The sequence below is a fragment of the Actinoplanes flavus genome (assembly GCF_017592555.1).
In the GTDB taxonomy this organism is placed as follows: domain Bacteria; phylum Actinomycetota; class Actinomycetes; order Mycobacteriales; family Micromonosporaceae; genus Actinoplanes; species Actinoplanes flavus.
The window spans coordinates 93,827-119,737 of record NZ_JAGFNS010000004.1; the positions used below are offsets into that span (position 1 = coordinate 93,827).

The 25,911-nt window shown below is 73.0% G+C and carries 20 protein-coding genes; 14 read left to right on the plus strand and 6 right to left on the minus strand.

Annotated features, from left to right (window positions below; all coding sequences use genetic code 11):
• Positions 1–611 precede the first annotated feature (611 nt).
• Positions 612–2,024 carry a GGDEF domain-containing protein gene (locus J5X75_RS07645; protein WP_208466605.1) on the minus strand — a complete coding sequence of 471 codons (1,413 nt, stop codon included), beginning with the start codon at positions 2,022–2,024 and terminating at the stop codon, positions 612–614.
• A 74-nt stretch (positions 2,025–2,098) separates the two neighbouring features.
• Between J5X75_RS07645 and J5X75_RS07650 the strand changes: the two genes are divergently transcribed.
• From J5X75_RS07650 to J5X75_RS07665, 4 genes are all read left to right on the plus strand, one after another.
• Positions 2,099–4,462 (plus strand): helix-turn-helix transcriptional regulator, encoded by a 2,364-nt coding sequence (locus J5X75_RS07650; RefSeq protein WP_208466606.1) that lies wholly within the window; start codon positions 2,099–2,101, stop codon positions 4,460–4,462.
• 182 nt (positions 4,463–4,644) lie between these two features.
• Entirely contained in the window at positions 4,645–5,808 is a 1,164-nt protein-coding gene (locus J5X75_RS07655; protein ID WP_208466607.1) for a hypothetical protein, read from the plus strand.
• A 13-nt stretch (positions 5,809–5,821) separates the two neighbouring features.
• On the plus strand, positions 5,822–7,603 hold the full coding sequence (locus J5X75_RS07660) for a dynamin family protein (RefSeq protein WP_208466608.1): 1,782 nt from the start codon (positions 5,822–5,824) through the stop codon (positions 7,601–7,603).
• The gene (locus J5X75_RS07665) at positions 7,600–9,078 is read left to right on the plus strand and encodes a dynamin family protein (protein ID WP_208466609.1); all 1,479 of its coding nucleotides are present in this window, start codon (positions 7,600–7,602) and stop codon (positions 9,076–9,078) included. The genes J5X75_RS07660 and J5X75_RS07665 overlap by 4 nt, the downstream gene beginning before the upstream one ends.
• 5 nt (positions 9,079–9,083) lie before the next feature.
• Here J5X75_RS07665 and J5X75_RS07670 read toward each other — a convergent pair whose 3' ends face one another.
• Positions 9,084–9,548: a hypothetical protein gene (locus J5X75_RS07670; protein WP_208466610.1), complete on the minus strand. Its 465-nt coding sequence runs from the start codon at positions 9,546–9,548 to the stop codon at positions 9,084–9,086.
• A 94-nt stretch (positions 9,549–9,642) separates the two neighbouring features.
• Between J5X75_RS07670 and J5X75_RS07675 the strand changes: the two genes are divergently transcribed.
• The 4 genes from J5X75_RS07675 (at position 9,643) to J5X75_RS07690 (ending at position 14,790) form a co-directional block, all read left to right on the plus strand.
• Complete coding sequence (locus J5X75_RS07675) at positions 9,643–11,580, plus strand: Hsp70 family protein (RefSeq protein ID WP_208466611.1); 1,938 nt, start codon at positions 9,643–9,645, stop codon at positions 11,578–11,580.
• 41 nt (positions 11,581–11,621) lie between these two features.
• A complete protein-coding gene (locus J5X75_RS07680) occupies positions 11,622–12,053 on the plus strand; it encodes a hypothetical protein (RefSeq protein WP_208466612.1) in 432 nt (143 codons plus the stop codon).
• A gap of 86 nt (positions 12,054–12,139) precedes the next feature.
• Entirely contained in the window at positions 12,140–13,750 is a 1,611-nt protein-coding gene (locus J5X75_RS07685) for a methyl-accepting chemotaxis protein (RefSeq protein ID WP_208466613.1), read from the plus strand.
• A 2-nt stretch (positions 13,751–13,752) separates the two neighbouring features.
• Entirely contained in the window at positions 13,753–14,790 is a 1,038-nt protein-coding gene (locus J5X75_RS07690; protein ID WP_208466614.1) for a BMP family lipoprotein, read from the plus strand.
• Positions 14,791–14,796: 6 nt separating this feature from the next.
• Here the strand turns inward: J5X75_RS07690 and J5X75_RS45885 are convergent, their stop codons facing one another.
• Complete coding sequence (locus J5X75_RS45885; protein WP_208466615.1) at positions 14,797–15,837, minus strand: alcohol dehydrogenase catalytic domain-containing protein; 1,041 nt, start codon at positions 15,835–15,837, stop codon at positions 14,797–14,799.
• A 68-nt stretch (positions 15,838–15,905) separates the two neighbouring features.
• Here J5X75_RS45885 and J5X75_RS07700 point away from each other — a divergent pair, with 68 nt between their 5' ends.
• The 5 genes from J5X75_RS07700 (at position 15,906) to J5X75_RS07720 (ending at position 22,947) form a co-directional block, all read left to right on the plus strand.
• Complete coding sequence (locus tag J5X75_RS07700; RefSeq protein WP_208466616.1) at positions 15,906–16,283, plus strand: VOC family protein; 378 nt, start codon at positions 15,906–15,908, stop codon at positions 16,281–16,283.
• A 298-nt stretch (positions 16,284–16,581) separates the two neighbouring features.
• Positions 16,582–19,308, plus strand: coding sequence for a helix-turn-helix transcriptional regulator (locus J5X75_RS07705; protein WP_307797971.1), 2,727 nt, complete (start codon positions 16,582–16,584; stop codon positions 19,306–19,308).
• A 62-nt stretch (positions 19,309–19,370) separates the two neighbouring features.
• Entirely contained in the window at positions 19,371–21,701 is a 2,331-nt protein-coding gene (locus J5X75_RS07710; RefSeq protein WP_208466617.1) for an ATP-binding protein, read from the plus strand.
• Positions 21,702–21,796: 95 nt separating this feature from the next.
• Complete coding sequence (locus J5X75_RS07715) at positions 21,797–22,471, plus strand: DUF4097 family beta strand repeat-containing protein (protein WP_208466618.1); 675 nt, start codon at positions 21,797–21,799, stop codon at positions 22,469–22,471.
• 173 nt (positions 22,472–22,644) lie between these two features.
• A complete protein-coding gene (locus J5X75_RS07720; protein WP_208466619.1) occupies positions 22,645–22,947 on the plus strand; it encodes a GNAT family N-acetyltransferase in 303 nt (100 codons plus the stop codon).
• On the opposite strand, the gene J5X75_RS07725 is transcribed toward J5X75_RS07720, so the two are convergent.
• The gene (locus tag J5X75_RS07725) at positions 22,940–23,428 is read right to left on the minus strand and encodes a DUF309 domain-containing protein (protein WP_208466620.1); all 489 of its coding nucleotides are present in this window, start codon (positions 23,426–23,428) and stop codon (positions 22,940–22,942) included. The genes J5X75_RS07720 and J5X75_RS07725 overlap by 8 nt on opposite strands.
• A 22-nt stretch (positions 23,429–23,450) precedes the next feature.
• The gene (locus J5X75_RS07730) at positions 23,451–24,380 is read right to left on the minus strand and encodes an FAD-dependent oxidoreductase (protein WP_208466621.1); all 930 of its coding nucleotides are present in this window, start codon (positions 24,378–24,380) and stop codon (positions 23,451–23,453) included.
• Between the two features lie 53 nt (positions 24,381–24,433).
• Here J5X75_RS07730 and J5X75_RS07735 point away from each other — a divergent pair, with 53 nt between their 5' ends.
• Positions 24,434–25,567: an iron-containing redox enzyme family protein gene (locus tag J5X75_RS07735; protein ID WP_208466622.1), complete on the plus strand. Its 1,134-nt coding sequence runs from the start codon at positions 24,434–24,436 to the stop codon at positions 25,565–25,567.
• Here J5X75_RS07735 and J5X75_RS07740 read toward each other — a convergent pair.
• Positions 25,550–25,801, minus strand: a complete 252-nt coding sequence (locus J5X75_RS07740; RefSeq protein ID WP_208466623.1) for a CDGSH iron-sulfur domain-containing protein — start codon at positions 25,799–25,801, stop codon at positions 25,550–25,552. The two genes, J5X75_RS07735 and J5X75_RS07740, sit on opposite strands and share 18 nt — an antisense overlap.
• Between the last annotated feature and the right edge of the window lie 110 nt (positions 25,802–25,911).

A 25,911-nucleotide genomic window follows, 5' to 3' on the forward strand; every position in this document is an offset into this window, starting at 1 on the left:
TGCGGTGCCTGCCTCCGTGCCCGTGCCCGCCGCGGTGCCTACTTCCGTGCCTGCGCTCGCTTCCGGGCCTGTTTCGGTTACAGCGCCCACCGCCGCGCCCGTGCCCGCTTTCGCTTCCGTGTCCGGTTCCGTGCCGTGTCCGGTTCCGTGCCGTGTCCGGTTCCGTGCCGTGTCCGGTTCCGTGCCGTGCCCGGTTCCGTGCCGTGTCCGGTTCCGTGCCGTGTCCGGTTCCGTGCCGTGCCCGGTTCCGTGCCGTGTCCGCTCCCGGGGTGTGTCCGGTTCCGTGCCGTGCTCGCCTCCGGGGCGGCGGCGGTGGTAGTGGCGGTGGCGCGATCTTGGGCGTTAGACCACCGTTTTCGGTGGTAGGGCGTCCTACATCTGTGCGGTTTCTGATGGGCGCGGGGCGTTGGATCGCTGTTGCGGTCAGGGTCGCCGTTGCGGTGTCGCTCGCTCCGATCCAACGTCGATCTTGGACGCTTCACCACCGCTTTCGGTGGTGGAGCGCCCAAGATCGCGAGGCTTGGTGGGTGCGGGACGATGGAAGTCGGCCATTGCCCAGTGGTGCCGGGGATTGCCCAGTGGCGACGGGGATTGCTCAGTGGCGACGGGCGTTATTCAGTGGCGCCGGCCATCACCCAGCGGCCTCGGCCCAGCTTCTTCGCCTCGTACATGGCCATGTCGGCGTTGCGCAGCACGTCGTGGTCGTCGGCCGTGTCGTCCGGGCCGTATGCCGCAATACCGACGCTGACACCGATGTCCAGGGTCTCGTCGCGGAACGGGATCGGCTGGGACACGTAGACGAGCACCCGCTCGGCCAGGCGGATCGCCTCGGCCTCCGGCAGGTTCGGGCAGAACAGCACGAACTCGTCGCCGCCTAGGCGGACCACCAGGTCGGTGGACCGTACGGCGGCCGACAGCCGCTCCGCGACCGTGGCCAGAACCATGTCACCCGCCTCGTGGCCGTGGCTGTCGTTGACCTCCTTGAACCCATCCAGGTCCAGGTAGAGCACGGCGACCGGCCCGGACCGCCGTTCCAGTTCGTCGGTGAGCACCGCCCGGTTGGCCAGCCCGGTGAGCGTGTCGTGGCGAGCCTGGTAGGCGAGCAGCGCCTGCGCCTTCTCCTGTTCGCGGACCGCGATGGTGAACCGGGTCAGCACGAACCCGGTGCAGATTGTGGCGGCGATCAGCCCGGCGACCGCGTTGCCCTGGAAGATCGACAGCACCGGCGTGGCCAGCAGCGCCAGGCCGAGGAACACCACCCGGGCCGGATGCAGCAGCCGGACCCTGTGCCCGGGGCTGGTCAGTTCGGCCCGGTTCTCGTGCAGGCAGGCTGCGATGATCATGGCGTTGCCCAGCAGGATGAGCGGGCCGATCCGGGACACGAGCGCGTAGTCCAGGAACAGTGGCAGCACGTTGTAGGCCACGTCGATCGTCAGGTACAGGCCGACGGCGCCGACCATGAGGCGGGTCGGCGCACCCCGGTCGCCGGGGGACAGGGCGATGAACAGCACCGCGGCCAGCAACACCACGCTGGCGACCGGGTAGAGCGGCGGCACGATCGTCTCGGCGAGACCGAGACCGGAATCGAGGTACGGCAGGATCAGGTACTGCCAGCTCGCCAGGGCGGCGGCCGCCGTCAGGGTGAGGCCGTCCAGGACGGCGCCGCGCAGATTGTTCGGGGCGCGACGGCGGGCCATCATCGTCAGGGCCACCGCGAGCACCGGATATCCGGCCAGCCAGAACGCGTCGGCCACCCCTACCGGGGGAACGGCGCCCAGGTAGTAGTAGACCAGTTCGATGATGTCGCCGGTCAGCCACAGCGCCGGCGCGGCGGCGGCCAGCTGCCACGGCCGGCGGTCCGGGCCGGGCGGGATCCGGCGTACGGCCAGCCAGGCCATCGTGCACAGGGTCAGGTAGGTGATCACGTACAGGACGTTGCCGACCGTGGTGTCCCACGTCAGCATCAGACCGGCGACCGCCGCGATCGCGCCGCCCAGGAAGATCCGGATGCTGCTGGTGGTCATGGGCAGACAGTCGGCGGGCGGCGGCTGGATCTGTGGGAAACCAGAGTGACGTACAGCACCGGTAGAGTCGCGCTGTGACGGTCGTGGTCGGTGTGGACGGCGCGGGCCGTACCCATCGGCTCCGTGTGCTGGCCGCGGCGGTGACCGGATCGGTGTGGTTCACCGGCGGAGTGACCGCCGCGCTCGAGGACGCGCCGCTGGTGGTGGTCGACGACGCTCACCGGCTGGATTCCGTCGTCCTCCGAGAACTGGCCACGCTGTGCCGGGCGGGGGTGCCGATGGCGATTTCCCGGCGGCCCACGATCGACCGGCCGGAACTGGCCGGCCTCGACGAGGCCGCCTCCGTCGGCGGTGTGGAGGTGCTCGGCCCGCTGGATGCCGGCGCGGTGGCCCGGCTGGTGGCCACGGTGACCGGGCAGCCAGTGTCGCCCGAGGTGGCGGCCGCCGTGCACGAGGCCTCCGGCGGGATTCCGGCGGTCGTGGTCGCGATCGCCACGGCACCGCCGGGTCCCGGTGGCGATGGACAGCCCCGCGAGGCCGGGGAGGTGGCGCCCGCGCTGCTGGCCCGGGTGCAGCGGCGGTTCGCCCTGCTCGGTGACGCGACGGTCACCGTGGCACGGGTGCTGGCGCTGCGGCTGGATCTCGGCGACCCGGTGCTCGCCGCCGCCTGCCGACTCGATCTGACCGTGCTGGCCACCGCGTTGCGGACACTGCGCGACGAGGGTTTGCTCCTGCCGTCCGAGCGGATGATCCCGGCGGTGGCCGAGGCAGTGCTCGCCGAACTGCCCGGGGCGGAGCGGCGCCGGATCCACGACGCGGTGGCCGGCGCGCTGCTGGCGGCCGGCGCCGATCCGGTCGCTGCGGCCGGTCAATTGCGCGCGGCGCGGGCGGCGACCCCGGCCGCGGCGACCGTCTACCGGGCGGCGGGGGAGCGGCTACGGTTCACCGATCCGGCGGCGGCGCTCGGCTGGTTCGACGACGCGGCCGACGCCGGAGCCGGGCCCGCGGAGCTGGCGGCCGGCCGGGCCGAGGCGAGCGCGCTGCTCGGCCTGCCGGTCGACGTCGACCAGCTCACTCTCACGACATCCCGGGAGAAGCTGATCGCCGGGGCGGTGGCCGCGCAGGAAGGCCGGGCAGCGCGGTCCGCCGAGCTGCTGCTCGCCGCCGGCGGCCCGGGGCCGATTCTCGCGGTGCCCGCGCTGGTCGCCCTCGGCCGCCCGATTCCGGCCACGTCGGTTTCCCCGACATCGGCCGCGCCGGGCATTCAGGAAGGGGCCGTGACCGGTTCTCCGGCAGGGGCCGTGACCGGCCTCCCGGTGCCGGCCGGGCTGGTTCGGCTTGCTGAAGGTGTGCTGGCCGCCGCGGATCCGGAGCGGGCGTTGCCGCTGCTCATCGAGGCCGCCGAGGCGATCGAACGCGGGTCGCCGCAGATGGTGCTGCCGGACACGCCGCATGCGATCGCCGCCGTGGTGGCCGTCGCCGCCGGGGACGCCGCTTCCGCCGAGCATCTGCTCACCCGGGCGCGGGCGGCCCGGGTCGGTGGCCCGGCGGCCGACGAGCGGCACCGGCTGCTGCTGGCCTGGGCCCGGATGCGGGCGGGCCGCTACGACACCGCCCTGCACGAGCTGCGGTTTCCGCCGGGCGCCGAACCGCCCGGCCGGGACCGGTTGCTGCGGGCCGCGCTGGCCGCCGGGATCGCCCGGCGGCGCGGCGACATCGCCGGACTGCGGGACGCGTGGACCGGGATCGAGCCGCTGCTGGCCCGTCGTACCGTCGATCTCTGGCAGCTGGAGCCCCTCGAAGAGCTGGTGGTGGCCGCGGCCCGGCTCCGCAGGCTCGGCCGGGTCGCCCCGGTGATGGCCCTGCTCGACGACATCGTCACCGGCCTGGGCCGGCCGGCCGCCTGGTCGGTGGCCCTGGACTGGTTGCGCCTGCAGACCGCGATCGTCACCGAGGACGTCGACGCCGCCGCCGAGACGGCCGCGAGGATGACCGCGGCCGGCGGGGCCCGCCCGCGGGCGCAGTGCGTGGCGGCCCGGCGCTGGGCCGAGGTGCTGGCGGGAACCGTGGACACCGACGAGGTTCTGGCCGCCACCGACGATCTGCACGCCGCTGAGCTGCCGTGGGAGGCGTCCCGGCTGGCCGGGCAGGCCGCCATCCGGACCGGCGACGCGGGAGCCGCGCGGCGTCTGCTGGAGCGGGCCCGGGAGCTGTCCGAACCGGAGGCGGACGGCCCCGGCGGTGGTGGCGGACTGTCCGAACGCGAGGTCACCGTGGCGCGTCTCGTCCTGGCCGGGAGCACGCACCGTGAGATAGGCGCTCAGCTATACATCGCGCCGAAGACCGTCGAGCACCACGTGGCACGGATCCGCGGCAAGCTCGGCGCGAACACCCGGGCCGAGCTGCTGGCCATGCTCCGCGAGATGCTGGACGGCTAGGCAGCGCCCGTTTGCACCGATTCCGCGATCCGTTGGGTTGGATCTCGGACACCACACTGTGGATCCCCTAGCGCACCCCCTATACCACGGGGGACACCCCGATGCCCGGACCGGGTCACGGGTCGCACGCTGGTGCCGTGCCCGGATGAAGGAACGGGACACACACCGAGCTAGGAGAGATCATGACCGTCAACGCAGCTGAACTCCTCAAGGACTTCGTCGTCAACCTGCTCACCGACCGTGACTTCGCGGCCCGGTACGCCGAGGACCCGAGCGGCACCCTGACCGCCGAGGGCGTCACCGATGTCGACCTGTCGGCCGTGGACGTTCCAGCGGTCGTCAACGACGCCGCCACCGAGCCGGGGGTCTCCTCCGAGGCCCGGTCGGCGCTGAGCAACTACTCCGGCGGCGGTGGCGGCGGCGGGGCACCGGCCCACACGGGCGGCACCCAGTCCGTCGAGCACGTCGTGCAGCACCTCAACTACGTCACCTACGCCACCTACGAGGGCGACGAGACGATCACCCAGAATCTCGACCTGTCCGTCACCACGATCACCGACAACAGCCTCGACCTGGACGTGGACGGCAACGTCTTCGGCGACATCGACGCCACCAACGTCAGCGCGTCGGGCGACGGCGCGGTGGCCGGCGGCGGCGACGTGAACGCCGCGACCGGTGACGGTGCGGTGGCCGGCGACGAGGTGAACGCCGCGACCGGTGACGGCGCGGTCGCCACGGTCGGCGACGGTGACGTGAACGCGGCCACCGGCGACGGCTCCACGATCGTCGACGGCGACATCAACTCGGTGAGCGGCGACGGGGGCCTGCTGATCGACGGCGACAACTTCGGCCAGGCGAACACCGGCGACGGCGCCGTGCAGGCCGGCGACGACATCTCCGGCGCGGTCAACACCGGCGTGAACACCGGCATCGTGGCCGACGAGCTCGACGACGCCGTGGTCGGCGACGGCAACCAGACCGCCCAGGTCGACGGTGGCGCCGACGAGTCGGTCTTCAACTTCGGCGACGGCGACGTCAACAACCTGCCGGACGCCGAGATCGAGGACAGCGCGGTCACCTTCGGCGACGGCAGCGACGCCACCAACCTGTCCGACGTGACGGCCGACGACGGCTCGGCGATCGCGGTGGGCGGCAACGCCAGCGGCAACAACGAGGACAACGACACCACCGTCACGACCGTCTCCGACGACGACACCAGCATCCAGGACAACGACACGAACATCCAGGACAACGACACGAACATCACCGACATCGACACCACCACCGTGACGTCGGACGACGACACGATCGAGAGCGGCGACGACACCACCGTCGTCGGCGCCTGACCCTGGAGGAACCGTGGCCGAGGTCGCGAAGGCCGTTGCCCTGATCGATCTGGCGTTGCGCGCCTGTACGGCGTACGACCGACCCGACGCGGCCACCCGTCTGACCGCCGCCAAGGAGTCCCTGGCCGACCCGGTGCTGCACGTCGTCGTGGCCGGTGAGTTCAAACAGGGCAAGAGTTCCCTGGTCAACGCCCTGGTCGGGGCGACCGTCTGCACGGTCGACGACGACGTGGCCACGGCGGTGCCGACCTACGTGCGGCACGGCGCGAAACCCGAGGCGGCTCTGCTGTACGAGCCGGGCCGCCGCGAGCCGATCCCGGTCGCCGACGTCCGCCGGTACGTGCTGGAGGGCGGCGCCGGCGGCGTGAACGGTGACCGGGTGTCCGGTGTCGAGGTCCGCATCCCCCGCAAGATCCTGGCCGGTGGCCTGGTCCTGGTGGACACCCCCGGTGTCGGCGGGCTCGGTTCGCCGCACGCCGCCGCCAGCCTGGCCGCCGTGTCGATGGCCGACGCGGTCCTGTTCGTCACCGGCGCCGCCCAGGAGCTGACCCGCAGCGAGGTCGACTTCCTGCAACGCGCCCGGTCGCTGTGCCCGGTGGTGGCGTGCGTCGTCACCAAGACCGACTTCTATCCGGCGTGGCGGCGGATCCGTGAACTCAACGAGCGGCATCTGGCCGCCCACTGCCCGATGCCGCTGATGCCGGTGTCGTCGACGCTGCGCTCGCGGGCGGTGAAGGCCAACGACACCGCTCTCAACGCCGAGTCGGGCTTCACCCACCTGGTCGCCTTCCTCACCGAGAAGATCGGCGCCTCGGCCGTCGACAAGCTGGCCGGAGAGGCCGCGGCCGAGGTGCTCGCGCTCTGCGAGCAGCTCGACGGCCGTTTCCAGGCGGAACGGGCGGCGCTCGCCGACCCGGAGGCCGCCGCCCGGGTGGTGCGCGAGCTGACCGGCGTGAAGGAACGCGTGGAGGCGCTGAAGAGCGCCGCCGCCAAGTGGAACCAGACCCTCAGCGACGGCATCACCGACCTGACCTCCGATGTCGACCACGACCTGCGGGCCCGGGTGCGGGTGGTGATCGCCGAGGCGGACACCGCCATCGAGGAGGGCGACCCGGCCGACACGTGGGCCGAGATGGAGGCGTGGTTGCAGTCGCGGATGGCCGACGAGCTGCTGGCCAACTACGAGCTGCTCCGCGATCGGGCCACCGACCTGGGCGTACGGGTGGGCGACCACTTCCACGAGGCGTCCACGATGATCATGCGGAGGCCGTCGGTGGCCGACCCGACGCCGCTCGCCACGGTCGCCGACTTCCAGCACAAGATCGACCTGGATCGGATGAAGCTCACCAAGCAGGCCATGGTGGCGCTGAAGAGCGCGTACGGCGGCGCCCTCATGTTCATCATCCTGGGCAGCCTGGTCGGCGTCTCGCTCGGCCCGATCGGCATCGGCATCGGTCTGGTGATGGGCCACCGCGGCCTGCGCGACGAGAAGAAGCGGCAGGTCCAGAAACGCCGCGCCGAGGCCCGCAACGCGATCCGCCGCTACTGCGACGAGGTCAGCTTCGTGGCCGGCAAGGACTCCCGGGACACCCTGCGCCGGGTCCAGCGGCAGTTGCGCGACCACTACAGCGGCCTCGCCGAGGAACTCAACAAGGCCAACGCACAGGCCCTGACCAGCGCCGCCGAGGCCGCCAAACGCACCCAGGCGGACCGGGAGAAACGGCTCAAGGACGTGGACGCCGAACTGGCCCGGATCCAGCAACTGCGGCAGCGCGCCCAGGCGGTGGCGGCATGAGCGCGAGCAGCCTCGTCGACCGTACCCGCGCCGTTCTCGACCAGGCGATCGCCACCTACCGCGGCACCGCCGACGCGGCCCGGCTCGCGGCGATCCGCGACCGGCTCGCCGCCCCGCTGCGGGTGGCCGTCGCCGGCCGCGTCAAAGCCGGCAAGTCCACGCTGCTCAACGCCCTGATCGGGGAACGGCTGGCGCCGACCGACGCGGGCGAGTGCACCCGCATCGTCACCTGGTACCGGGACGGCCACGCCTACCAGGTGCACGCCGCCCTCAGGACGGGCCCGGCCCGGCCGCTGCGGTTCACCCGCGACGACGGCGCCATCGACGTCGACCTGGACGGGCTGAGCGCCGCCGACATCGACCGGCTCACCGTGACCTGGCCGTCGCGGGCGCTGCGCGCCGTCACCCTGATCGACACGCCCGGCATCGGCTCGCTGTCCGAGCAGACCGCCCGGCACACCTGGGAGCTACTCGCCCCCGACGACGAGGAGACACCCGCCGACGCGGTCGTCTACCTGCTGCGGCACCTGCATCCGGGCGACGTCGAGTTCCTGCGCGCCTTCCACGACACCGAGGTGTCCCGGCCCAGCCCGGTCAACGCGATCGGGGTGCTGTCGCGGGCCGACGAGATCGGGGCCGGCCGTCCCGACTCGATGGCGTCGGCCCGGCGGATCGCCACCCGGCTCGGCGGCGACACCAATGTGCGCCGGCTGGTGCAGTCCGTCGTACCGGTCGCGGGTCTTCTCGCCGAGACGGCCGTGACGCTCACCGAGACCGAGGTCTCGCAGCTGCGGAAGATCGCGGCGCAGCCGGTCAAGCAGGCCGAGGAGCTGCTGCTCTCGGCCGACCGCTTCGCGTCGGCCATGCCCGAGCTGGGTCTGACCTCACTCGAGCGGGAGGCGCTCCTGGCCCGTTTCGGGCTTTATGGGGTACGGCTGACGAGCACCCTGCTGCGCCGGGAGGTGGCGACGACCGCGACCGCCCTGGCCCGGGAACTCACCGATCGCAGCGGTCTCACCGAACTCAAGGAGATCATCGGCTCGCTCTTCTACGACCGCGCCGACGTGCTCAAGAGCCGGTCGGCGCTGCTCGCGCTGGCCGAGATCGTGCGGGACCGCCCCCGGCCGGGCAGCGAGGCGGTGGCCGCCGCGGTCGAGGAGATCATGGCGTCCGCGCATCCGTTCAACGAGCTGCGGGTGCTGTCCAGCCTGCGGGCCGGATGGATCACCGGGAAACCGGACGCGGTCGCCGACCTGGAACGCCTGATCGGCGGCTCCGGCAGCACCATCAGCGACCGCCTGCACCTGCCCTCGGACGCTCAGGCCGACGAGCAGACCACCACCGCGCGGGAGGCGCTGGCCCGCTGGCAGCGCCGTGCCGAGAACCCGCTGACCTCGTACGAGATGACCGTCGCCGCCCGGGTGGCGGTGCGCTCCTGCGAGGGCATGCTGGCCCGGCTGGAGCGGGGACGATGAGCCGCTCAGAGAATGTCGTCGGCGTCGTCGTCCAGCTCGTCCGGCAGGTCGTCGATCTCCGGCCAGTCGACCGTCAGGTCCGGGCCGATCTCCGCACCGGTCTCCTCGCCGCCGGTCTCCGGCACCGCGTCGGCGACCGGGCTCTCCACGTCGAACAGGTCCGGCTGGTCCACCTCGACGGCGTCGGCGCCCGTACCGAAATCGAGGTCCGTCTCGCCGATCTCCGGCTCCGCCTCGGTCGGGGCGGTCGTCAGCAGCTCCAGCCAGCCGAGCTCACCGGCAGTCTCCGCGCCGACCACGCTGTGGGCGCCCACGAACGGCGCCAGATGCTCGGCGACCTCGACGGGAGCGGTGTCCGCGTAACTGACCACCGCTTCGGCGACCAGGTCCTCCGGCAGCTCGCGCAGGAAGTCGCCGGGGGCGCTGCCCAGGCCGGCGAGCCCGGCGAACACATCACGGAGGGGTTCCATGCCTCCACCTTATGAGCGCCGCGCGCCCGCCTGCCTGGGGGAAACCCCCACACGTACCCCCCAACCGTCACGACACGATACGGAGCATCCGGCGATGTACGCACTCGGCATAGACCTCGGCACCACCTACACCGCGGCCGCCACCTGGCGCGACGGTCACGCCGAGATCGTTCCGCTCGGCAGTCACAGCGCCGCGATCCCGTCGGTGGTCCTGCTCCGCGAGGACGAGACGTTCCTGACCGGTGAGGCGGCCAGCCGGCGCGGCCTGACCGAACCGCACCGGGTGGCGCGCGAGTTCAAGCGCCGGATGGGCGACACCACCCCGATCCTGCTGGGCGGGGTGCCGCAGTCGGCGGAGGCGCTGACCGCCCGCATGCTGCGCGCGGTCGCCGATCAGGTGATCGCCCGGGAGGGTGGGGCTCCGGCGGCGACCTGTGTTTCGTACCCGGCGAACTGGGGTCCCTACAAGACGGACCTGATGCGGCAGGCCGTGCGGATGGCCGACCTGGACGGCCCGGTCGCCTACACCACCGAGCCGGAGGCGGCCGCGGTCAGCTACGCCCAGCAGCAGCGCATCGAGCCCGGCTCGATCGTCGCCGTCTACGACCTGGGCGGCGGCACCTTCGACGCCGCGGTGCTGCGCAAGACCGGCATCGGCTTCGACATCCTGGGGCGTCCCGAGGGCATCGAGCGGCTCGGCGGCATCGACTTCGACGCCGCCGTGTTCAGCCACGTCCAGGCCGCCCTGGGCGGCAAGCTCGCCGAGCTGGACGAGGACGACGGCGCCGCGGTCGCCGCGGTGGCCCGGCTGCGTGCGGAGTGCGTGCACGCCAAGGAGGCGCTCTCCGCCGACACCGACACCACCATCCCGGTGCTGCTGCCCACCATCGCCACCGAGGTCCGGCTCACCCGCTCCGAGTTCGAGGCCATGGTCCGGCCGGCGCTGTACGGATCCGTCGAGGCCCTGAAACGCGCCATCCGCTCCGCCGAGGTCACCCCCGATCAGCTGCACTCGATCCTGCTGGTCGGCGGCTCGTCCCGGATGCCGGTCGTCGCCCAGCTGGTGGCCTCCGAGTTCGACCGGCCGGTCGCGGTCGACGCGCATCCCAAACACGCGGTGGCGCTCGGCGCGGCGTGGCTGGCCAGCGGCGAACAGGCGCAGCCCAGCCGGCCGGCGTCCGGCCGCGCGAGCGCGCCGCCGCCCCGCCCGGCGCCCGTCCCGGCGCCGCCGGTCGGCTCCGCTCCGGTCAGTTCGGCTCCGGTCAGCTCCGCTCCGGTCAGTGTTCCCCAGGTCAGCGCCCCGCCGGTGACGTTCCCGGCGCAGCCCACCGCCTTCCTGGCCACCTCGCCCACCCCGCCGGCCGCGCCGGTCAAGGCGCGCGCCGCGGCGGTGCCGAGCGGCGGGTTCCCGACCGTCAAGCCGCGACCGGCGCCCACCGGGCGGGCCGCCGTCGAACGCCGCCGATCGCGCCGCCGGCTCACCCTGCTCATCGGCGTGGGCGCGGTCACCGCCGTGCTGGCGGCGGCCGGTGTCGCCTACGCCCAGTTCGGCCTCAAGGACCGGGACAAGGAGCTTACCGGCGCGGGCGCCACCACCCCGGTCTCGCCGAGCGTGAACGCCGGGCCACCGGCCGACGAGGTGTGCAGCGACGCCATCAAGAGCAACAAACGCTGGGTGTGCCTCACCTCGGCGGTCGTCGCCGACGGGAAACTGACCATCGGCTACGACGTCGAGTGGGCCGGGTCCACGCCGGACGTCAGCGGCGGCTACCACCTGCATGTGTGGGGCGGCGACGGGACCTATCCGGCCGACCACGACATGGGCTCCCACGCCCCCGAAGCCGACCAGGGCGAATGGTACGTCGAGGACCGCAACCCGTCGGTCCTGGACCTCGACGACAAGCGCTACACCAGGGCGATCGCCGACGCGCCCAAGGTGTGCGCCCGGATCGCGCTGGCCGGGCACGGCCTGGTCAAGGACGGCGACGAGGGGTACCTCACCGGCAACTGCGTCCCGATCACCCGCGAATGACCGGCCCCCTGCCGCCCGCCCGATTACGCCATGATGGAGCGATGGCGGGTAAACAGCGGCGCGTCGTCATCCTCACCATGATGGTGTTCGGCCTGATCCTGATGGGTGTCGGGCTGTTCCTCCTGGACCTCGGCCTGGAGGACGCCGACAAGGCGGCCAGCGTCGTCGGCGCGCTCACCGGCATCGCCGGCCTCGGCCTGTCGACGGTGAGTTTCCTGCTCGCCCGGCCCGGCGCCGGTGCCGCCGCCCAGCGGGTCGACAACGTGGAGTCCGGCGCGACCATCGACGTGGTCGACGGGGTGGCCGGTGACGCCCGGCTCGGCGACCACCCGCCGGTCGTCACGCCGCGGCCCACCGAACGCCCGGCCACGCGGTCGCGCCCGCAAGGCGAGCAGTCGGTGACCAACACGAAGGCCACCGGCGCGATCCGCATCGTCCGCGGTGTCGACGGAGACCTCGACATCAACTCCTGACCGCTCTCAGTTCGGCGCGACGACGACCGAAAGATAGGTGGGGGGACGACTGCGCCGCCGTCGACTGACGCGCGGAGGGCTGACACGTGCGGCGGTTCTCTATCGGTGCCCGGCTCTTCGGGGCCTTCGCCGCGGTTCTGGCGCTGCTGCTCGGCGTCGCCACGGTCGCTTTCGTCACGATCGTCGACCAGCGCGAGTCGGCCGAGCAGGTGCGCCGGCTCGAGGTCGCCACCCGGCAGGCGGAGGAGATCAAGACCCATGCGGCCACCCTCAACGGCTGGCAGGCGGGCTTCATCAACGACATCTACCGGCTCGGCGCCGCCCGGGCGCTCGGTGGGGACTCGGTCGCGTACAAGGCGTGGCAGCAGGAGCGGGACACGTTCCAGCAGTTCCTGGAAGACGTGCCGGCCGGCGTGTTCACCGGCGCCGAGCAGGAGATGCTGAACCAGGTCACCACCGAGCTCGCCAACTACGTCCAGGTCAACGACAAGCTGGTGGAGACGTACCAGCCGGGCACCACGCAGGCGCTGTGGAACGCCGACCAGATCGCGATGTACGACAGCTGGAACAGCTACTACCGGATCATGGTGGCCGCCCAGCAACTCGCCGCCTCGGTGGACCAGCACAGCGTCGACGCCGTCAACGACTCGGCCGCCGACGCCACCCGCGCCGAGTGGGTGATCGGCATCGCCACCGCACTGGCCCTGGTGCTCGGCGGCATCTCCGCCTTCGTGGTGACCCGCAGCATCGTGCGGCCGGTCGGCGTCGCCCGCGACGCCCTGCGGCAGGTCGCCGAGCGGGACCTCACCGTGGAACCGGCCGATGAGGGCCGGGACGAGATCGCCCAGATGTCCGCCGCGCTGGCCCAGGCGGTCTCTGCGGTCCGGGTGGTCATCTCCGACGTCGCCGATCAGTCCCACACACTGGCCCGGACCGCGGCCGACCTGGACGCCGTGTCCGGCGCCCTGACCAAGACCGTCGACGACACCTCGCAGCAGGCCGACCTGGTGGCCGGCGCCGCGGAGGACGTGAACACCAACATCGACGCGATGGCGGCCGGCTCCACGGAGATGGGCATCTCGATCGAGGAGATCGCGCGGAACGCGACCGACGCCGCCAGGGTGGCCGCCGAGGCCGTCACCGCCGCCGAGACCGCCAATCAGACGGTCGCCAACCTGGGCGCGTCGTCCCAGGCCATCGGCGACGCGGTCCGCCTGATCACCAGCATCGCCAGTCAGACCAACCTGCTCGCGCTCAACGCCACCATCGAGGCGGCCCGCGCCGGTGAGCTGGGCAAGGGCTTCGCCGTCGTCGCGGGCGAGGTCAAGGACCTGGCCCAGGAGAGCGCCCGCGCCGCCGAGGAGATCGACGGGCTCGTCAAGGCGATCCAGGTCGACACCGACGCCGCGGTCACCGCGATCGGGCACATCGGCGGGGTGATCGGCCGGATCAGCGACTACCAGACCAGCATCGCCGGTGCGGTGGAGGAGCAGACCGCCACCGCCGGGGAGATGAGCCGCGGCGCGTCGGCCGCCTCCAGCGGCACGGCCACCATCGCCGAGAACATCCGGGCCGTCGCCGCCGCGGCGGCGGCCACGTCCGGCGAGCTGACCCGCTCCCGGGAGGCCGCGGCCGACCTCAGCCGCATGTCCACCACGTTGCGCGACGCCGTCGGGCAATTCCGGTACGGAGGATGAGGATGCGCCAGAGAATCGTCGCGTTCGTGCTCACGGCGGCCGTCGCCGTCCTGTACGGGTGTGCCGCCGAGCCGGTCACCGTCTCCACCAGCGGGATGACCGCGCTGGGCCGGGAGACGATCCATGTCGGGATCGCCTACGACAGCGCCGGCCGCGGCGACAACAGCTTCAACGACATGGCGGCCGCCGGCCTGGACCGCGCCAAGAAGGAACTGCTCATCGACGCCACCGAGGTCACCGCCCAGGCGGAGACCGACGAGGGCCGTTCCGCCAGCCTGCGGGAGCTGGTGAAGGCCGGCAGCAACCCGGTCATCGCGGTCGGTTTCCTCTACGCGGGCGCGGTCGGCACCGTCTCCAAGGAGAATCCCGACACCCTGTTCGCCATCATCGACGACGCGTCGGTCACCGCCGACAACGTGGTGTCGCTGCTGTTCGCCGAGCAGGAGGGTTCGTACCTCGTCGGGGTGGCCGCGGCGATGGCGTCGAGGAGCGACCACATCGGCTTCGTCGGCGGGGTCCAGGTGCCACTGATCGAGAAGTTCGAGGCGGGCTACGCGGCCGGCGCCCGCAGCGTCGACAGCGACATCCGGATCGACACCCGCTACCTGACCAGGCCGCCCGACTTCAGCGGCTTCGGCTCGCCGGAGAAGGGCAAGGCGGCGGCCGCCGACCTGCTTGGCTCGGGCGCCGACGTGATCTATTCCGCCGCGGGCGGGTCGGGCTCGGGATCCTTCGAGGCGGTACGGGCGAAGCCGGGCGCGTGGGCCATCGGTGTCGACTCCGACCAGTACCTGACCGCACCCGCCGCGATCCAGCCGCGCATCCTCACGTCCATGCTCAAGCGTGTCGACAACGCGGTCTTCCAGGAGATCCAGGCCTACATCAAGGGTGACCGGACGGGCGGCGTGAAGCAGTACGACCTCAAGGTCGACGGCGTCGGCTACGCGACCTCGAACGCGGCGGTCAAGAAGTACGAGCCGCGCCTGGAGCGCGCCCGGTTCGCCATCCTCAGCGGCGCGGTGAAGGTGCCGACGAGCTGACCGGCCTCAGGGCGCGGCCGGGTCGATCATCGTCATGCCGGCGACCGTCGCGTTGTCGAAGCGGGGAAGCAGGCCGGCGGCCTCCGTCAGGCCGATGGTGCGTTCGATCAGGCGCTGCGGAGCCAGCGCGCCCTGCTCGATGAGCGCCATCATGGCCGGGTAGTCGGCGGCCGCCATCCCGTGGCTGCCGAGCACGTCGAGTTCCCAGCCGATCACGCGGGCCATCGGCACCCGGGGATGGCCGTCGACCGGCGGCAGCAGGCCGACCTGCACGTGGCGGCCCCGGCGGCGCAGGCTGAGGACGGCGTCGGCACAGGTCTGTTCGCTGCCCACCGCGTCCACCGCGACGTGACTGCCGCCCCCGGTGAGGCCGGCGACGGTGGCCGGGACATCGGTGCCGTCGGTGAGCAGGGTGTGTTCGGCGCCGAGCGCGGCCGCGACGGCGAGCGCCTCCGGGTTGCGGTCCACGGCGATCACCCGGCCACCCAGGGCGCGGGCGATCATCACGGCGCTCAGGCCCACCCCGCCGGATCCGACGACGGTGACCCACTCACCCTCGGCGAGCCGCGCGCGGCCGGCCAGAGCCCGGTACGCCGTCGCGAACCGGCATCCGAGGCTCGCCGCCGCCGCGAAGTCCACGCCGTCCGGAACGGCGACCAGGTTCGTGTCGGCGGCGTGCAGGGCGACGTACTCGGCGAACGACCCCCAGTGCGTGAAGCCGGGCTGTTCCTGGTCCGGGCACACCTGCGCCTGTCCGGAGCGGCACCACGCGCACCGGCCGCAACCGCAGACGAACGGCACCGTCACCCGGTCGCCGACCCGCCAGCGGGTCACCTCCGGGGCGACCTCGGCGATCACGCCGGCCAGCTCGTGACCGGGCACGTGCGGCAGGGTGATCTCGTCGTGGCCCGCCCACGCGTGCCAGTCGCTGCGGCACATTCCGGTCGCGGCCACCCGGACCACCACACCGCCGGGCGGAGCCTTCGGTTCGGGCACCTCGCGGACCTCGGGCCGCCCCTGAATGACATCGAAGATCACAGCGTGCACCCGGACATCCTGTCAGGCTTTCGCCCAGCGGTCAGGAACTGACCGCAATAGGCGGCAGGATGAATCCCATGACAGCTACGTGGAAGATCGAGCTCATCCCGGTGCCGGTGACCGACGTCGACCGGGCCAAGGCGTTCTACGAGAGCATCGGATTCAACGCCGACCACGACCACCAGGTCCACGAGGGACTCCGGTTCGTGCAGCTGACCCCGCCCGGCTCCGCATGCTCCATCGCGATCGGTCAGGGCCTCACCGAGAAGACGCCCGGCACGCAGGAGATCCAGATCGTGGTGCCGGACGCCGACGAGGCCCGCGAGCACCTGCTGAAGGCGGGCGTCGAGGTCGGCGAGGTCGACGACCAGCCGTGGGGCCGGTTCGTCTACTTCCGCGACCCGGACGGCAACAGCTGGTCGCTGCAGGCGATCGCGACCCGCCCCAACGGGTAGGTATACCTAGACGCCCCAACCCGACCCCCTAGGCACCCCTGAGCAGCGAAGATACGCAGGGTGCTGCCGATGTGCCGAGCCTTCCGACGACCGAGGATCGATGTATCGAAGTCGACCGGAAGGAACGGACCATGTTGCTGCACCCCGAGATGATGCTGGATCTGGTGAACGCGCGACACCGCGAGATGGCCGCCGAGGCGGAGCGTGGGCGACTGCTCGGCCGGGCCCGGTGGTTCCGGGCCCGCCGGGGCGGCAAAGCCCCAGCGGTACGCGGACGCCCCACCGGTACCCTGGCGTCGTGCGAACGATCCGTGGCGGCGCCAGCCCGATGATGATCGGGCGGGAGAGCGAGCTGCGCCGGTTGGCGCGGCTCGCTTCGTCGCGTGAGCCGGCGGTCGCGATCATCGCGGGGGAGCCCGGCATCGGCAAGACGCGGCTCGTCCACGAGCTGCTGAATACGGTGCCCGCCGGCACGGTGGTGCTGGTCGGGCAGGCGGAACCGGGATCGCTCTCCCGGCCGTACGAGGTGTTGCTCGACGCCATCGACGGCCGCCCCGGCGTCGACGAGGAGCGGCTCGCCGCGCTCACCGACCCGAAACGCAGCCCGGTCGAGCGCCTGCACATCGGTCTCGCCATTCTGGACGATCTGATCGGCGACGCCCCGGCCGTGGTCGTCTTCGAGGACCTGCACTGGGCCGACTCGGAGAGCGCCGCCCTGTTCGAGCGAGCCGCCGACCACCGTGGCCCGCGGCTGGTCATCGGCACCTACCGGCCGGACGAGGTGTCCCGCCGTCAGCCGGTCGCCGGTCTGCTCGCCCGGATGGAGCGACGGCACGCCGTCACGTACGTGCGGCTCGATCGCCTGACGCCCGCGCAGACCGCGGCCATGCTCGCGGCCGCGACCGGCGCGCCCGCGCCGCTGCGCGCCGCGACAACACTGCATCATCGCACCGGCGGCAACCCGTTCTTCCTCGAGGAGCTGCTGCGGGCCCTTCCGGGGTACGACGTGGAGGCGCTCGTCGAGCAGCCGCTGCCGTGGAGTCTCGCCGACGTGCTGCGCCGCCAGGTCGACGACCTCGACCCGGTGAGCCACCGGATCGTCGAGGCGGCCACCGTGCTCGGCCACCGCATCCTGTTCGACCTGCTCGCCGACGTGACCGGCACGCCCGAGGACGAGCTGATCACCGTGCTGCGCGATCTGGTCACCCGGGGAGTGCTGGTGGAGTCCGGTGCGGACGAGTTCGCGTTCCGGCACGCGCTGGTCCGGGAGGCGATCGCCGGGCAGCTGCTCGCCCGGCAGCGCCGCCGGCTGCACGAGGCGGCCCTGGACGTGCTGCTGCGCGGCGGCTCGTCCGATCCGGCCATGGTGGCGCACCACGCCTGCGGCGCCGGCCGGTACGACGACATGATCGCGGCCGCGCGGCGGGGCGCGGCGCTGTACCTGTCGATCGGCTCGGCCTACCAGGCGCTGCAACTGGCCGAGATGGGCCTCGACGAGGCGCCCGACGACACCGAACTGCTGGCGTCGGCGGCCCGTGCCGCCTGGCTGGCCGGGCTGCTCGACGACGCCCTGCGCTACGGGCGGCGCTGGCGGGACCGGACGGAGAGCACCTCCGACCGGGCCGAGGCGCTGTACCTGCTGGTGCGGATCGCTTGGGAGTCGCGGGAACCGGAGGAGATGCGCGCACTGACGTACGCCATCGAGGTTCTGATCGCGCAGTTGCCGCCGGGCGCGGCACAGGCCCGGGCCATGACGGCGATCGCGCAGTCCGCCTATCTGCGCGACGAACTGGACGCCGCGGTGCTCTGGGCGGACCGCGCGCTGGCGATGGCCGACGAGTTCGACCTGCCGGCGGTGCGGCTGGCCGCCCTGCTGGAGAAGGGCTCGACGCTGATCGAGCGCCCGCAGACCGCCGCCGACGGCCGCCGGATGCTGCACGCGCTGGTCGACGAGGCGGAGAAGGCCGGCGAATGGGTGCTGGCCGCCCGCGCGCTGCACACCCTCGTGCACGGCGAGCCGCCGACGTCGCCCACCGAGTACGCCGAGATGCTGGAACGGGCCCGGGTCGACGCCGAACGCGCCGGATTCGAGTCGCTGTCGGTGGCCGCCTACTTCCAGGGCCGGGCCCGGCTGGCCGTCCGGTCCGGTGATCTGCGCGCCGCCATCGCGGCGCTGGAGGAAGGCCGCGAACAGGACCGCGGCTACCGGCGGCGGGGCCGCTGGGCCGACTACCACGGTCTCTTCCTGGCCGGGCTCCACCTGGAGGCCGGTGAGCTGGACCGGGTGGAGCAGCTGATCGCCGACCTGGCGGCGCTGCCCAACAATCCGCCGACCGTCATCCCCGGCCTGGAGTTCCACCTGGCCTGCCGGCGCGGCGACCGGGCCCGCGCCGAAGCGGCCCTGGACCGGCTGACCGCCGCCCTGGCCGCCCAGACGTGGCGCAACGGCGAGCAGGCCCACGACCTGATCTCCGCCGCCATGGAGCTCGGCCTGCCGCCGGAGCGGCTCGGCGCGATGGCGGCCACGCTGCTCGACGCCGAGGTGTGGGACGCCTACCGCACCCTCGTCGACGCCCAGGTCGCGGCCGCCCACGGCCGGCACGCCGAAGCGCTGGCCGGCTTCGAGGAGATCGTCGAGGCGCACGTGCTGGGCCCGGCCGCCCGGGGGACGGTCCGCGTGTCGGCGGCCCGCTGCCTGCTCGCTCTCGGCCGCACCGGCGAGGCCGTCGCCCACGTGTCCGCGGCCGGCCCGCTGCTGGCCGGGTGGGGTGGCTGGCGGGTGGCGCAGCTCGCCCTGGTCCGTGCCCAGCTGGGCCTGGAGCCGGCCGGCGCGGAACCCGCCGCCGCCCTGACCCCGCGCGAGCGGGAGGTCGCGGTGCTGATCAGCGACGGCCTGACCAACACCGAGCTGGCCCGGCGACTGTTCATCTCCCCGAAGACGGCGGCCGTGCACGTCTCCAACATCCTGCGCAAACTGGGCGTCGCCTCCCGTACCGAAGTGGCCGGCCTGGTCAGCCGCCACTGACCCGCTCCACATCGGATCCCCGCCCTATGATCAACCCGTGACGGCGCAGAAGGCTGGTAGGAGTGCGTGAGGAGCTGGCGGGGCGGCTGCGGCAGCTGCGCGACCTGACCGGGCGGAGCCTGCGCGAACTCGAACGCGACGTCCACGTCAGTAGTTCCTCGTTGTCCCGTTACTTCTCCGGGCAGGCCGTTCCACCGTGGCCGACGGTGGTGGCGCTGTGCCGGGCGGCCGGCCGTGACCCGCGGCCGTTACGGGAGATGTGGGAGCGGGCGAAGGACGAGCCTCAGCCCTCGGTGAGCCCGGCCGCCCCGCCGCCGGTGCGCAACGATCTGCCGCACGACGTCACCGCCTTCACCGGGCGGGAGGCGGAACTGGACGCCCTGCGCGCCGCCGCGCGCGACACGCCGGTGGTGGCGATCGACGGCATGGGCGGGGTGGGCAAGTCCGCGCTGGCCATCCACGCGGCGCATCTGCTGGCCGCCGAGTTTCCCGACGGCCGCCTCTACCTGGACCTGCACGGGTTCACCCCGGGCCGGGAACGCGTCGAGCCGGCGGAGGCGCTGCGTGTGCTGCTGGCCGCGCTCGGTCTGCCGCCGGGTGGCATTCCCGACGGGGTCGCCGAGCGGGCCGCGCTGTGGCGTTCGGAGCTGGCCACGCGCCGCGCGATCGTGCTGCTGGACAACGCCGCCGACGCGGATCACGTACGCGATCTGCTGCCCGGCGCCGGTCCCGGCTTCGTCGTGATCACCAGTCGCCGGCGGATGGTGGAACTGGACGGCGTCCAGCCGATCTCGCTGGACGTCCTGCCCACCGAGGAGGCGGCGCAGCTGTTCGTGGCCTCCGCGGGCGGGACCCGGCCCGGCGACGTCGGCGAGGTGCTGCGCCGCTGCGGGAACCTCCCCCTGGCCATCCGGGTCGCCGCCGCACGGTTGCGGCACCGGCCGGCGTGGACGCTGGACACGCTGGTGGAGCGGCTGCGTGAGGGCGAGCTGGCGGTGCCGGACGTGTTCGAGATGTCGCTGCGCCAGCTCGACCCGGCCCAGCGGCGGATGTTCGGGCTGCTGGGGCTGGTGCCGGGTGAGGACATCGACGCGTACGGCGCCGCCGCCCTCGCCGGGATCCCGCCGGCCAACGCCCGTTGGCTGCTGGAGGACCTGGTCGACGTCCACCTGGTCCAGGAGCCGGCGCCGGGCCGCTACCGGATGCACGACCTGCTGCGGCAGGTCGCCCGCGCCGAGACCACCGTCGCCGGCACCGTCCCGGCGATCGCCCGGCTGGCCGACTACTACCTGAGCGGCATGCTGGCCGTGAAAGAGCTGGTCGAGGTCTTCGTTCCGCTGCCGGTCACCGTGTCACAGCCGCCTCCCGCGCGGCCTCTTCTCGGCGACTACGAGACCGCCGTGGATTGGATGGACACCGAGTGGGCCAACCTCACCGCGGTCTTCTCGCTGGCCGTGGAGTTGTCGATCGACGCGGCGGCGGTCGGGCTCGGCCAGCTCGCCCTGATCTCCCACGCGCGCCGCGGTGGCGTGGCGCAGCTGCACCGCGGGCTCGAGGCCAGCCTGGCCGCCGCCGAACGGCTCGGCGATCGCCGCCTGCTGGCCTCGCACCGGTACCTGCTGGGTTTCGCGCTGACCCGGGCCGGCCGGATGGCGGAGGCGGAGCCGGAGCTCGAGACCGCCCGCGGGCTGATGGCCGCGGAGGGCGACGTCGTCGGTGAGGCCTTCACCCTCCTGCTGCTGGCGGAGATCCGGATGCACACCGCCGACGCCGAGGGCGCCGTCGCCCTGCTGCGGCGGGCGACCGGACTGCTGCCACCCGGCGAGGCCGCCGTCCGCGTGCGCGGGTCCACCGGTCTCGGCTACGCGCTGGTGCAGCTGGGGCGCTACCGCGAGGCCCGCGAGGTGGTCCTGGAGGTGGTCGAGACCGCACGCGGGCTGGACCGGCAGACCGAACGCCGGTGCCTGGAGGTGCTGGGCCGGGCGGCACTCGGCCTGGGCGACGCCCGGACCGCCCTCGATTTCGCGGAGCAGGCCGTCGCGCTCGACCGGGCGACACGCCATCCGATCTTCGAGGCGGCCAGCCTGACGGACGCCGCGGTCGCCCTGCGTCACCTCGGTCGCGCCGAGGAGGCGACGGCCAGGCACGCCGAGGCCATGCGGATTCTCGAACGGGCGGGCGAGCCGCACCGGATCGTGCTCTGCCTCCTTCCGTACGCGCGGGCGTGCCGGGACACCGGCGATCCGGATGCCGCGGCGCGGCACTTCCGGGCGGCGCTGGCGACGGCCACCACGCATCGGCTCGACTATCTGGTGTCCGCCGCGCGTGCGGGTCTGGACCGGGTGTCCCGTCCCGTCCCGGGACACCCGGACGACAGCCGTCCGCAGCGGTGACAGCGCAGGTCAGCCGGGTGCCGGCGGGCCGGCTGGTGTCCCGCCGGGCGCGGCCCGGTTTGTCCTGACCGGACGCTCGGCCGAGGCTCGTCGCCATGACTACGAAGCAGACGTTCGACACCCCCGGCCCGATCACCGCCGTTCTCGACTTCCCCGCCGGGCGCGTGCGGCTGGTCGCCACCGACCGGGCCGACACCACGGTCGAGGTCCGGCCCGCGGACGCGGCCAAGGGCCGCGACGTGAAGGCGGCCGAACGGACCGTGATCGAGTACGCCGACGGCGTCCTGCGGATCCACACCACCGAGCCCGGCAACCGGGTGCTCGGCGCCTCGGGATCCCTGGAGGTCACCGTCGGGCTGCCCGCCGGCTCGCGCATCGAGGCCACCACCGAAGCCTGTGAGCTGCACGGCTCCGGCCGCCTGGGCGACGTCGCGTTCGAGGGCGCCTACCGCCGCATCAAGATCGACGAGGCGGCGACGGTTCGTCTCACCGCGGTCGACGGCGATGTCGAGGTCGGCCGGCTGGGTGGCCCCGCGGAGATCAGCACAGCGCGGGGCGACATCCGGATCGGCGAGGCGGTCGCCGGAACGGTGGTGCTGCGCACGCAGGCCGGCGACGTGTCGGTCGGCGCCGCGCCCGGCGTCTCCGCCACGTTGGACGCCGGCACCGGCCAGGGCCGGATCGACAACGCGCTCAAGAACAGCGGCGCCCCCGACCTGATCATCCACGCGACCACCACCCGCGGCGACATCGTCGCGCGCGGCAACTGAGAAGCAGCGGTCAGCACCGATCCGGCCACCGCGGCGAAGGGGTACGGGAGTCCACAGCGGACGTCTTCGCCCGGTGGGCCGGTGGTATGCCGAAAGGAGAGGTTCGGAGCTGTTCCCCGGCCGGTGCGGGCGTCGGACGTATCGACGACGATGGAGCGTGATTGGATGGGCGGGTGACGATCACGGTTGGCGACTCGCCCGAGAAGGGCCGCTTCGAGGCGCGCGACGAGTCCGGTGAGCTGGCCGGGGTGCTGACCTACCAGGTGAGCGGCGCCATCGTCGTCTACACGCACACCGAGGTCGATTCCCGCTTCGAGCGGCAGGGCGTCGGCTCGGCCCTGGCGCGCGCCGCGATGGACGACGCCCGCGAACGGAACCGCACCGTCGTACCCATGTGTCCTTTTCTCGGCGAATGGCTCGACAAGCACAAGGAATACGACAAGATCGTGGCCCGGTCGACCCGAAGGGTCAAATAGCCTTTCGCAGCCGGGGCGCCAGCTCGGACTCCGCGACCGGTTCGCCGATGTGGGCGATCAGGGTGCGGGCCCAGGCGGTCAGGTCGGTCACGGCCACGTCGTGCGGGGCGGCTTCGGCGTACGGCTCGATGCGATCCGCGGCGCGGGTGAGCAGCCGGACCGCGCCCACCGTGTTGCCCCGCCGCAGATGGGTGATGCCCACCGCGAGCTGCGCCAATCCCTTCCACAGCTCCCGGTTGTCGTCGTCGCACGCCTTCCACGCGGTCTCCAGCACCTCGTGGGCGTGGAACGGGCGACCGGCGTCGAGCAGCCGCTGCGCCTCCCGCAGGGATTCGCCCGGCGGCAGCACCAGGTCCTCCGGTGTCGTCGGCACCCCGGTGAGGCCGCGTGGCAGCGGCCGGCCGAGGCCGTCGCGTGGGCGGTTGTTGCGGGCCCGCCCGGAGGCGTCGCGATCACGGGGGACAGGTGTTCCGGACGTCATGCCCCCATGGTGCCGTGCCGGCTCAGGCGGGGCCGACGAGGGTGGCGATGCGGGCGGCGTCGCCCCAGGACAGGGTGAAGCCGGCGCCGCCGTGGCCGTAGCAGGCGTAGACGGGCCGGTCGTGGCCGGCGACCGCCTCCACCCGCACGCCGGCCCGGCCCGGCCGCAGCCCGGTGGCCCGCGACAGCACCGGCTGCCCGGCCAGTTCCGGCACGAGGGCGGTGACCCGCCGCAGGATGCCGGCCTCGATGTCCGGGTCGATCCGCTCGTCCCAGGAGCCGATCTCCCCGGTGCCGCCGCAGACCACGTCGTCGCGCCGGGGCACGACGTAGGTCAGCCCGTCCGGATTGTCCGAGTCGGTGATCCACTCGGTGAGCCCGGGATTGGCCAGCCGCACCACCTGGCCCCGGATCGGGAAGCAGGCCTGATCGTCGCCGAGCAGCGCCGCCGACCGCAGCCCGGCCGCCACCACCACGGCGTCGGACGGCGGCAGGTCCGCCAGCGACGTCACCTCGGCCCGGTCGGCGGCGACCCCGAGGGACAGCACCGCGGCACGCAGCCACGTCAGGTAGGTGCTCGTCTCGACCAGTGGCACGACGCACCGGATCCCGGTGGTTCCGGCCCACTCGGCCGGTTCGGTGTGCGGCACGGCCCGGGTCCAGCCGGTGTCCGGGTCGGGGTGGCGGGACAGGACGGTGCCGGGGCGCATATGGACACCGGTGCTGGGATTGCCGGCCAGTTCCTCGAGCCGCCGGTAGGTGACCGCGGCCGCGTCGAGGACCGACGGGGAGTGGTCGACGTCGTGCGGGAACCAGATGGCGGCGGCCACCCCGGAGACCCCGTCCACGGCCTCCCGGTCGGCGACGATCCGCACCTCGTGCCCGGCCACGGCCAGTTCGTACGCGACGCTCAACCCGATGACCCCGGCGCCCACCACCGTCACACTGCCCACAGACCCCGACGATACCGGCGTTTGGCCGACGGTCACCGGGGCATCCGGGCGCCATGAAGATCCCCGCCGCGCGCGGACCCGTCTCGTCGGCGCTGGCCGCGGCCCTCGGGCGGGCGCCGCACGAGCTCGCTCCGGAGATCGCCGCCGGATTCGTGCCGGACCCGGCGCCAGCCGCGGACCTCGCGTGGGTGCCGCACGAGGTCGCCGCCGGATCCGTGCCGGACCCGGCGCCGGCCGCGGACCTCGCGTGGACGGCGCACGAGGTCGCCGCCGGATTCGTGCCGGACCCGGCGCTGGCCGACGAGGATCTCCAGTTGTCGCTGTTCGTCATGTACGAGCTGTCCTACCGGGGCTGGGACGGCGTCGACGACCGGTGGGAGTGGCAGCCGAGCCTGATCCGGCTGCGGGCCGCCGCCGAACAGCGGTTCGAGACGGCCCTGCGCGCACTGGCCGGTCCCTACCGCGACGCCGTGCCCGATCCGCTCACGCCCGCGTCGATCGCGCACACGCTGACGGCGATGACCGGCGAGCAGGGCGGCCCGTCGCTGTCCAGGCACCTGCGCGGCCGGGGCACGCTGGAACAGTTCCGTGAGTTCGCCGCGCACCGGTCGGTCTACCAGCTGCGCGAGGCGGATCCGCACACTTTCGCGATTCCCCGGCTGAGCGGCGCGGCCAAGGCCGCACTCGTCGAGATCCAGATCGACGAGTACGGGCAGGGCCGGGCGCCCCGGATGCACCAGGAGATGTTCAAGGCCACGATGACGGCCCTCGGGCTGGACACCACCTACGGCGCCTACGTCCACGTGGCTCCGGCGCTGACGCTGGCGACCAACAACCTGATGTCGCTGTTCGCCCTGCACCGGCATCGGCGCGGGGCTCTGCTGGGTCATCTGGCGGCCTACGAGATGACGTCGACGGGACCCAACCGGGCGTACGGCAACGGCCTGCGCCGGCTGGGTGGGGACGCCGGCGCCACCCGCTTCTATGACGAGCACGTGGAGGCGGACGCCGTGCACGAGCAGCTGGCGGCGTACGACATGTGTGGCGAGTTCTGTGCGGCCGAGCCGGATCGTGCCGCCGACGTGCTGTTCGGCGCCCGCTGCGCGCTGGCCCTCGACGGGTTGTGGGCGCAGCGGGTCCTGGACTGCTGGGAACGGGGCGAGAGCTCCCTACCCGGGTTCGTCTGAGCGCGGGGCGGGCGTCTGCCGGCCCGCTCCGGCCCGGAAACCGGCCGCCTTGTGGGAGCCGTCGCAGAACGGTTTGATCGCCGACTTCCCGCACCGGCACAGCGCCACCGTGGCCCGTCCCGGGTCGATGACCTCGCCGTCCGGCGTCCGGAGCGTGAAGTCGCCGCGGACCAGCAGCGGGCCGTCCTCGTAGACCACCACGCTCGCACCGTGCCCGTCGTCGCCGGCCTTCATGTGGCCGCTTGCCCGTCGCCGGCCTTCATGTGGGCCGCTCGCCCGTTGCCGGCCTTCATGTGGGCCGCTCGCCCGTTGCCGGAGATCATGTGGCCGCTTGCCCGCAGCCG

Bases quoted from the DNA above. Each gene is read 5' to 3' on its own strand.
- J5X75_RS07680 (WP_208466612.1), top strand. From the start codon at position 11,622: ATGGCGGGTAAACAGCGGCGCGTCGTCATCCTCACCATGATGGTGTTC.
- J5X75_RS07735 (WP_208466622.1), top strand. From the start codon at position 24,434: ATGAAGATCCCCGCCGCGCGCGGACCCGTCTCGTCGGCGCTGGCCGCG.
- J5X75_RS07715 (WP_208466618.1), top strand. From the start codon at position 21,797: ATGACTACGAAGCAGACGTTCGACACCCCCGGCCCGATCACCGCCGTT.
- J5X75_RS07675 (WP_208466611.1), top strand. From the start codon at position 9,643: ATGTACGCACTCGGCATAGACCTCGGCACCACCTACACCGCGGCCGCC.
- J5X75_RS07645 (WP_208466605.1), bottom strand. From the start codon at position 2,024: ATGACCACCAGCAGCATCCGGATCTTCCTGGGCGGCGCGATCGCGGCG.
- J5X75_RS07700 (WP_208466616.1), top strand. From the start codon at position 15,906: ATGACAGCTACGTGGAAGATCGAGCTCATCCCGGTGCCGGTGACCGAC.
- J5X75_RS07740 (WP_208466623.1), bottom strand. From the start codon at position 25,801: ATGAAGGCCGGCGACGACGGGCACGGTGCGAGCGTGGTGGTCTACGAG.
- J5X75_RS07670 (WP_208466610.1), bottom strand. From the start codon at position 9,548: ATGGAACCCCTCCGTGATGTGTTCGCCGGGCTCGCCGGCCTGGGCAGC.
- J5X75_RS07655 (WP_208466607.1), top strand. From the start codon at position 4,645: ATGACCGTCAACGCAGCTGAACTCCTCAAGGACTTCGTCGTCAACCTG.
- J5X75_RS07690 (WP_208466614.1), top strand. From the start codon at position 13,753: ATGCGCCAGAGAATCGTCGCGTTCGTGCTCACGGCGGCCGTCGCCGTC.
- J5X75_RS07665 (WP_208466609.1), top strand. From the start codon at position 7,600: ATGAGCGCGAGCAGCCTCGTCGACCGTACCCGCGCCGTTCTCGACCAG.
- J5X75_RS07725 (WP_208466620.1), bottom strand. From the start codon at position 23,428: ATGACGTCCGGAACACCTGTCCCCCGTGATCGCGACGCCTCCGGGCGG.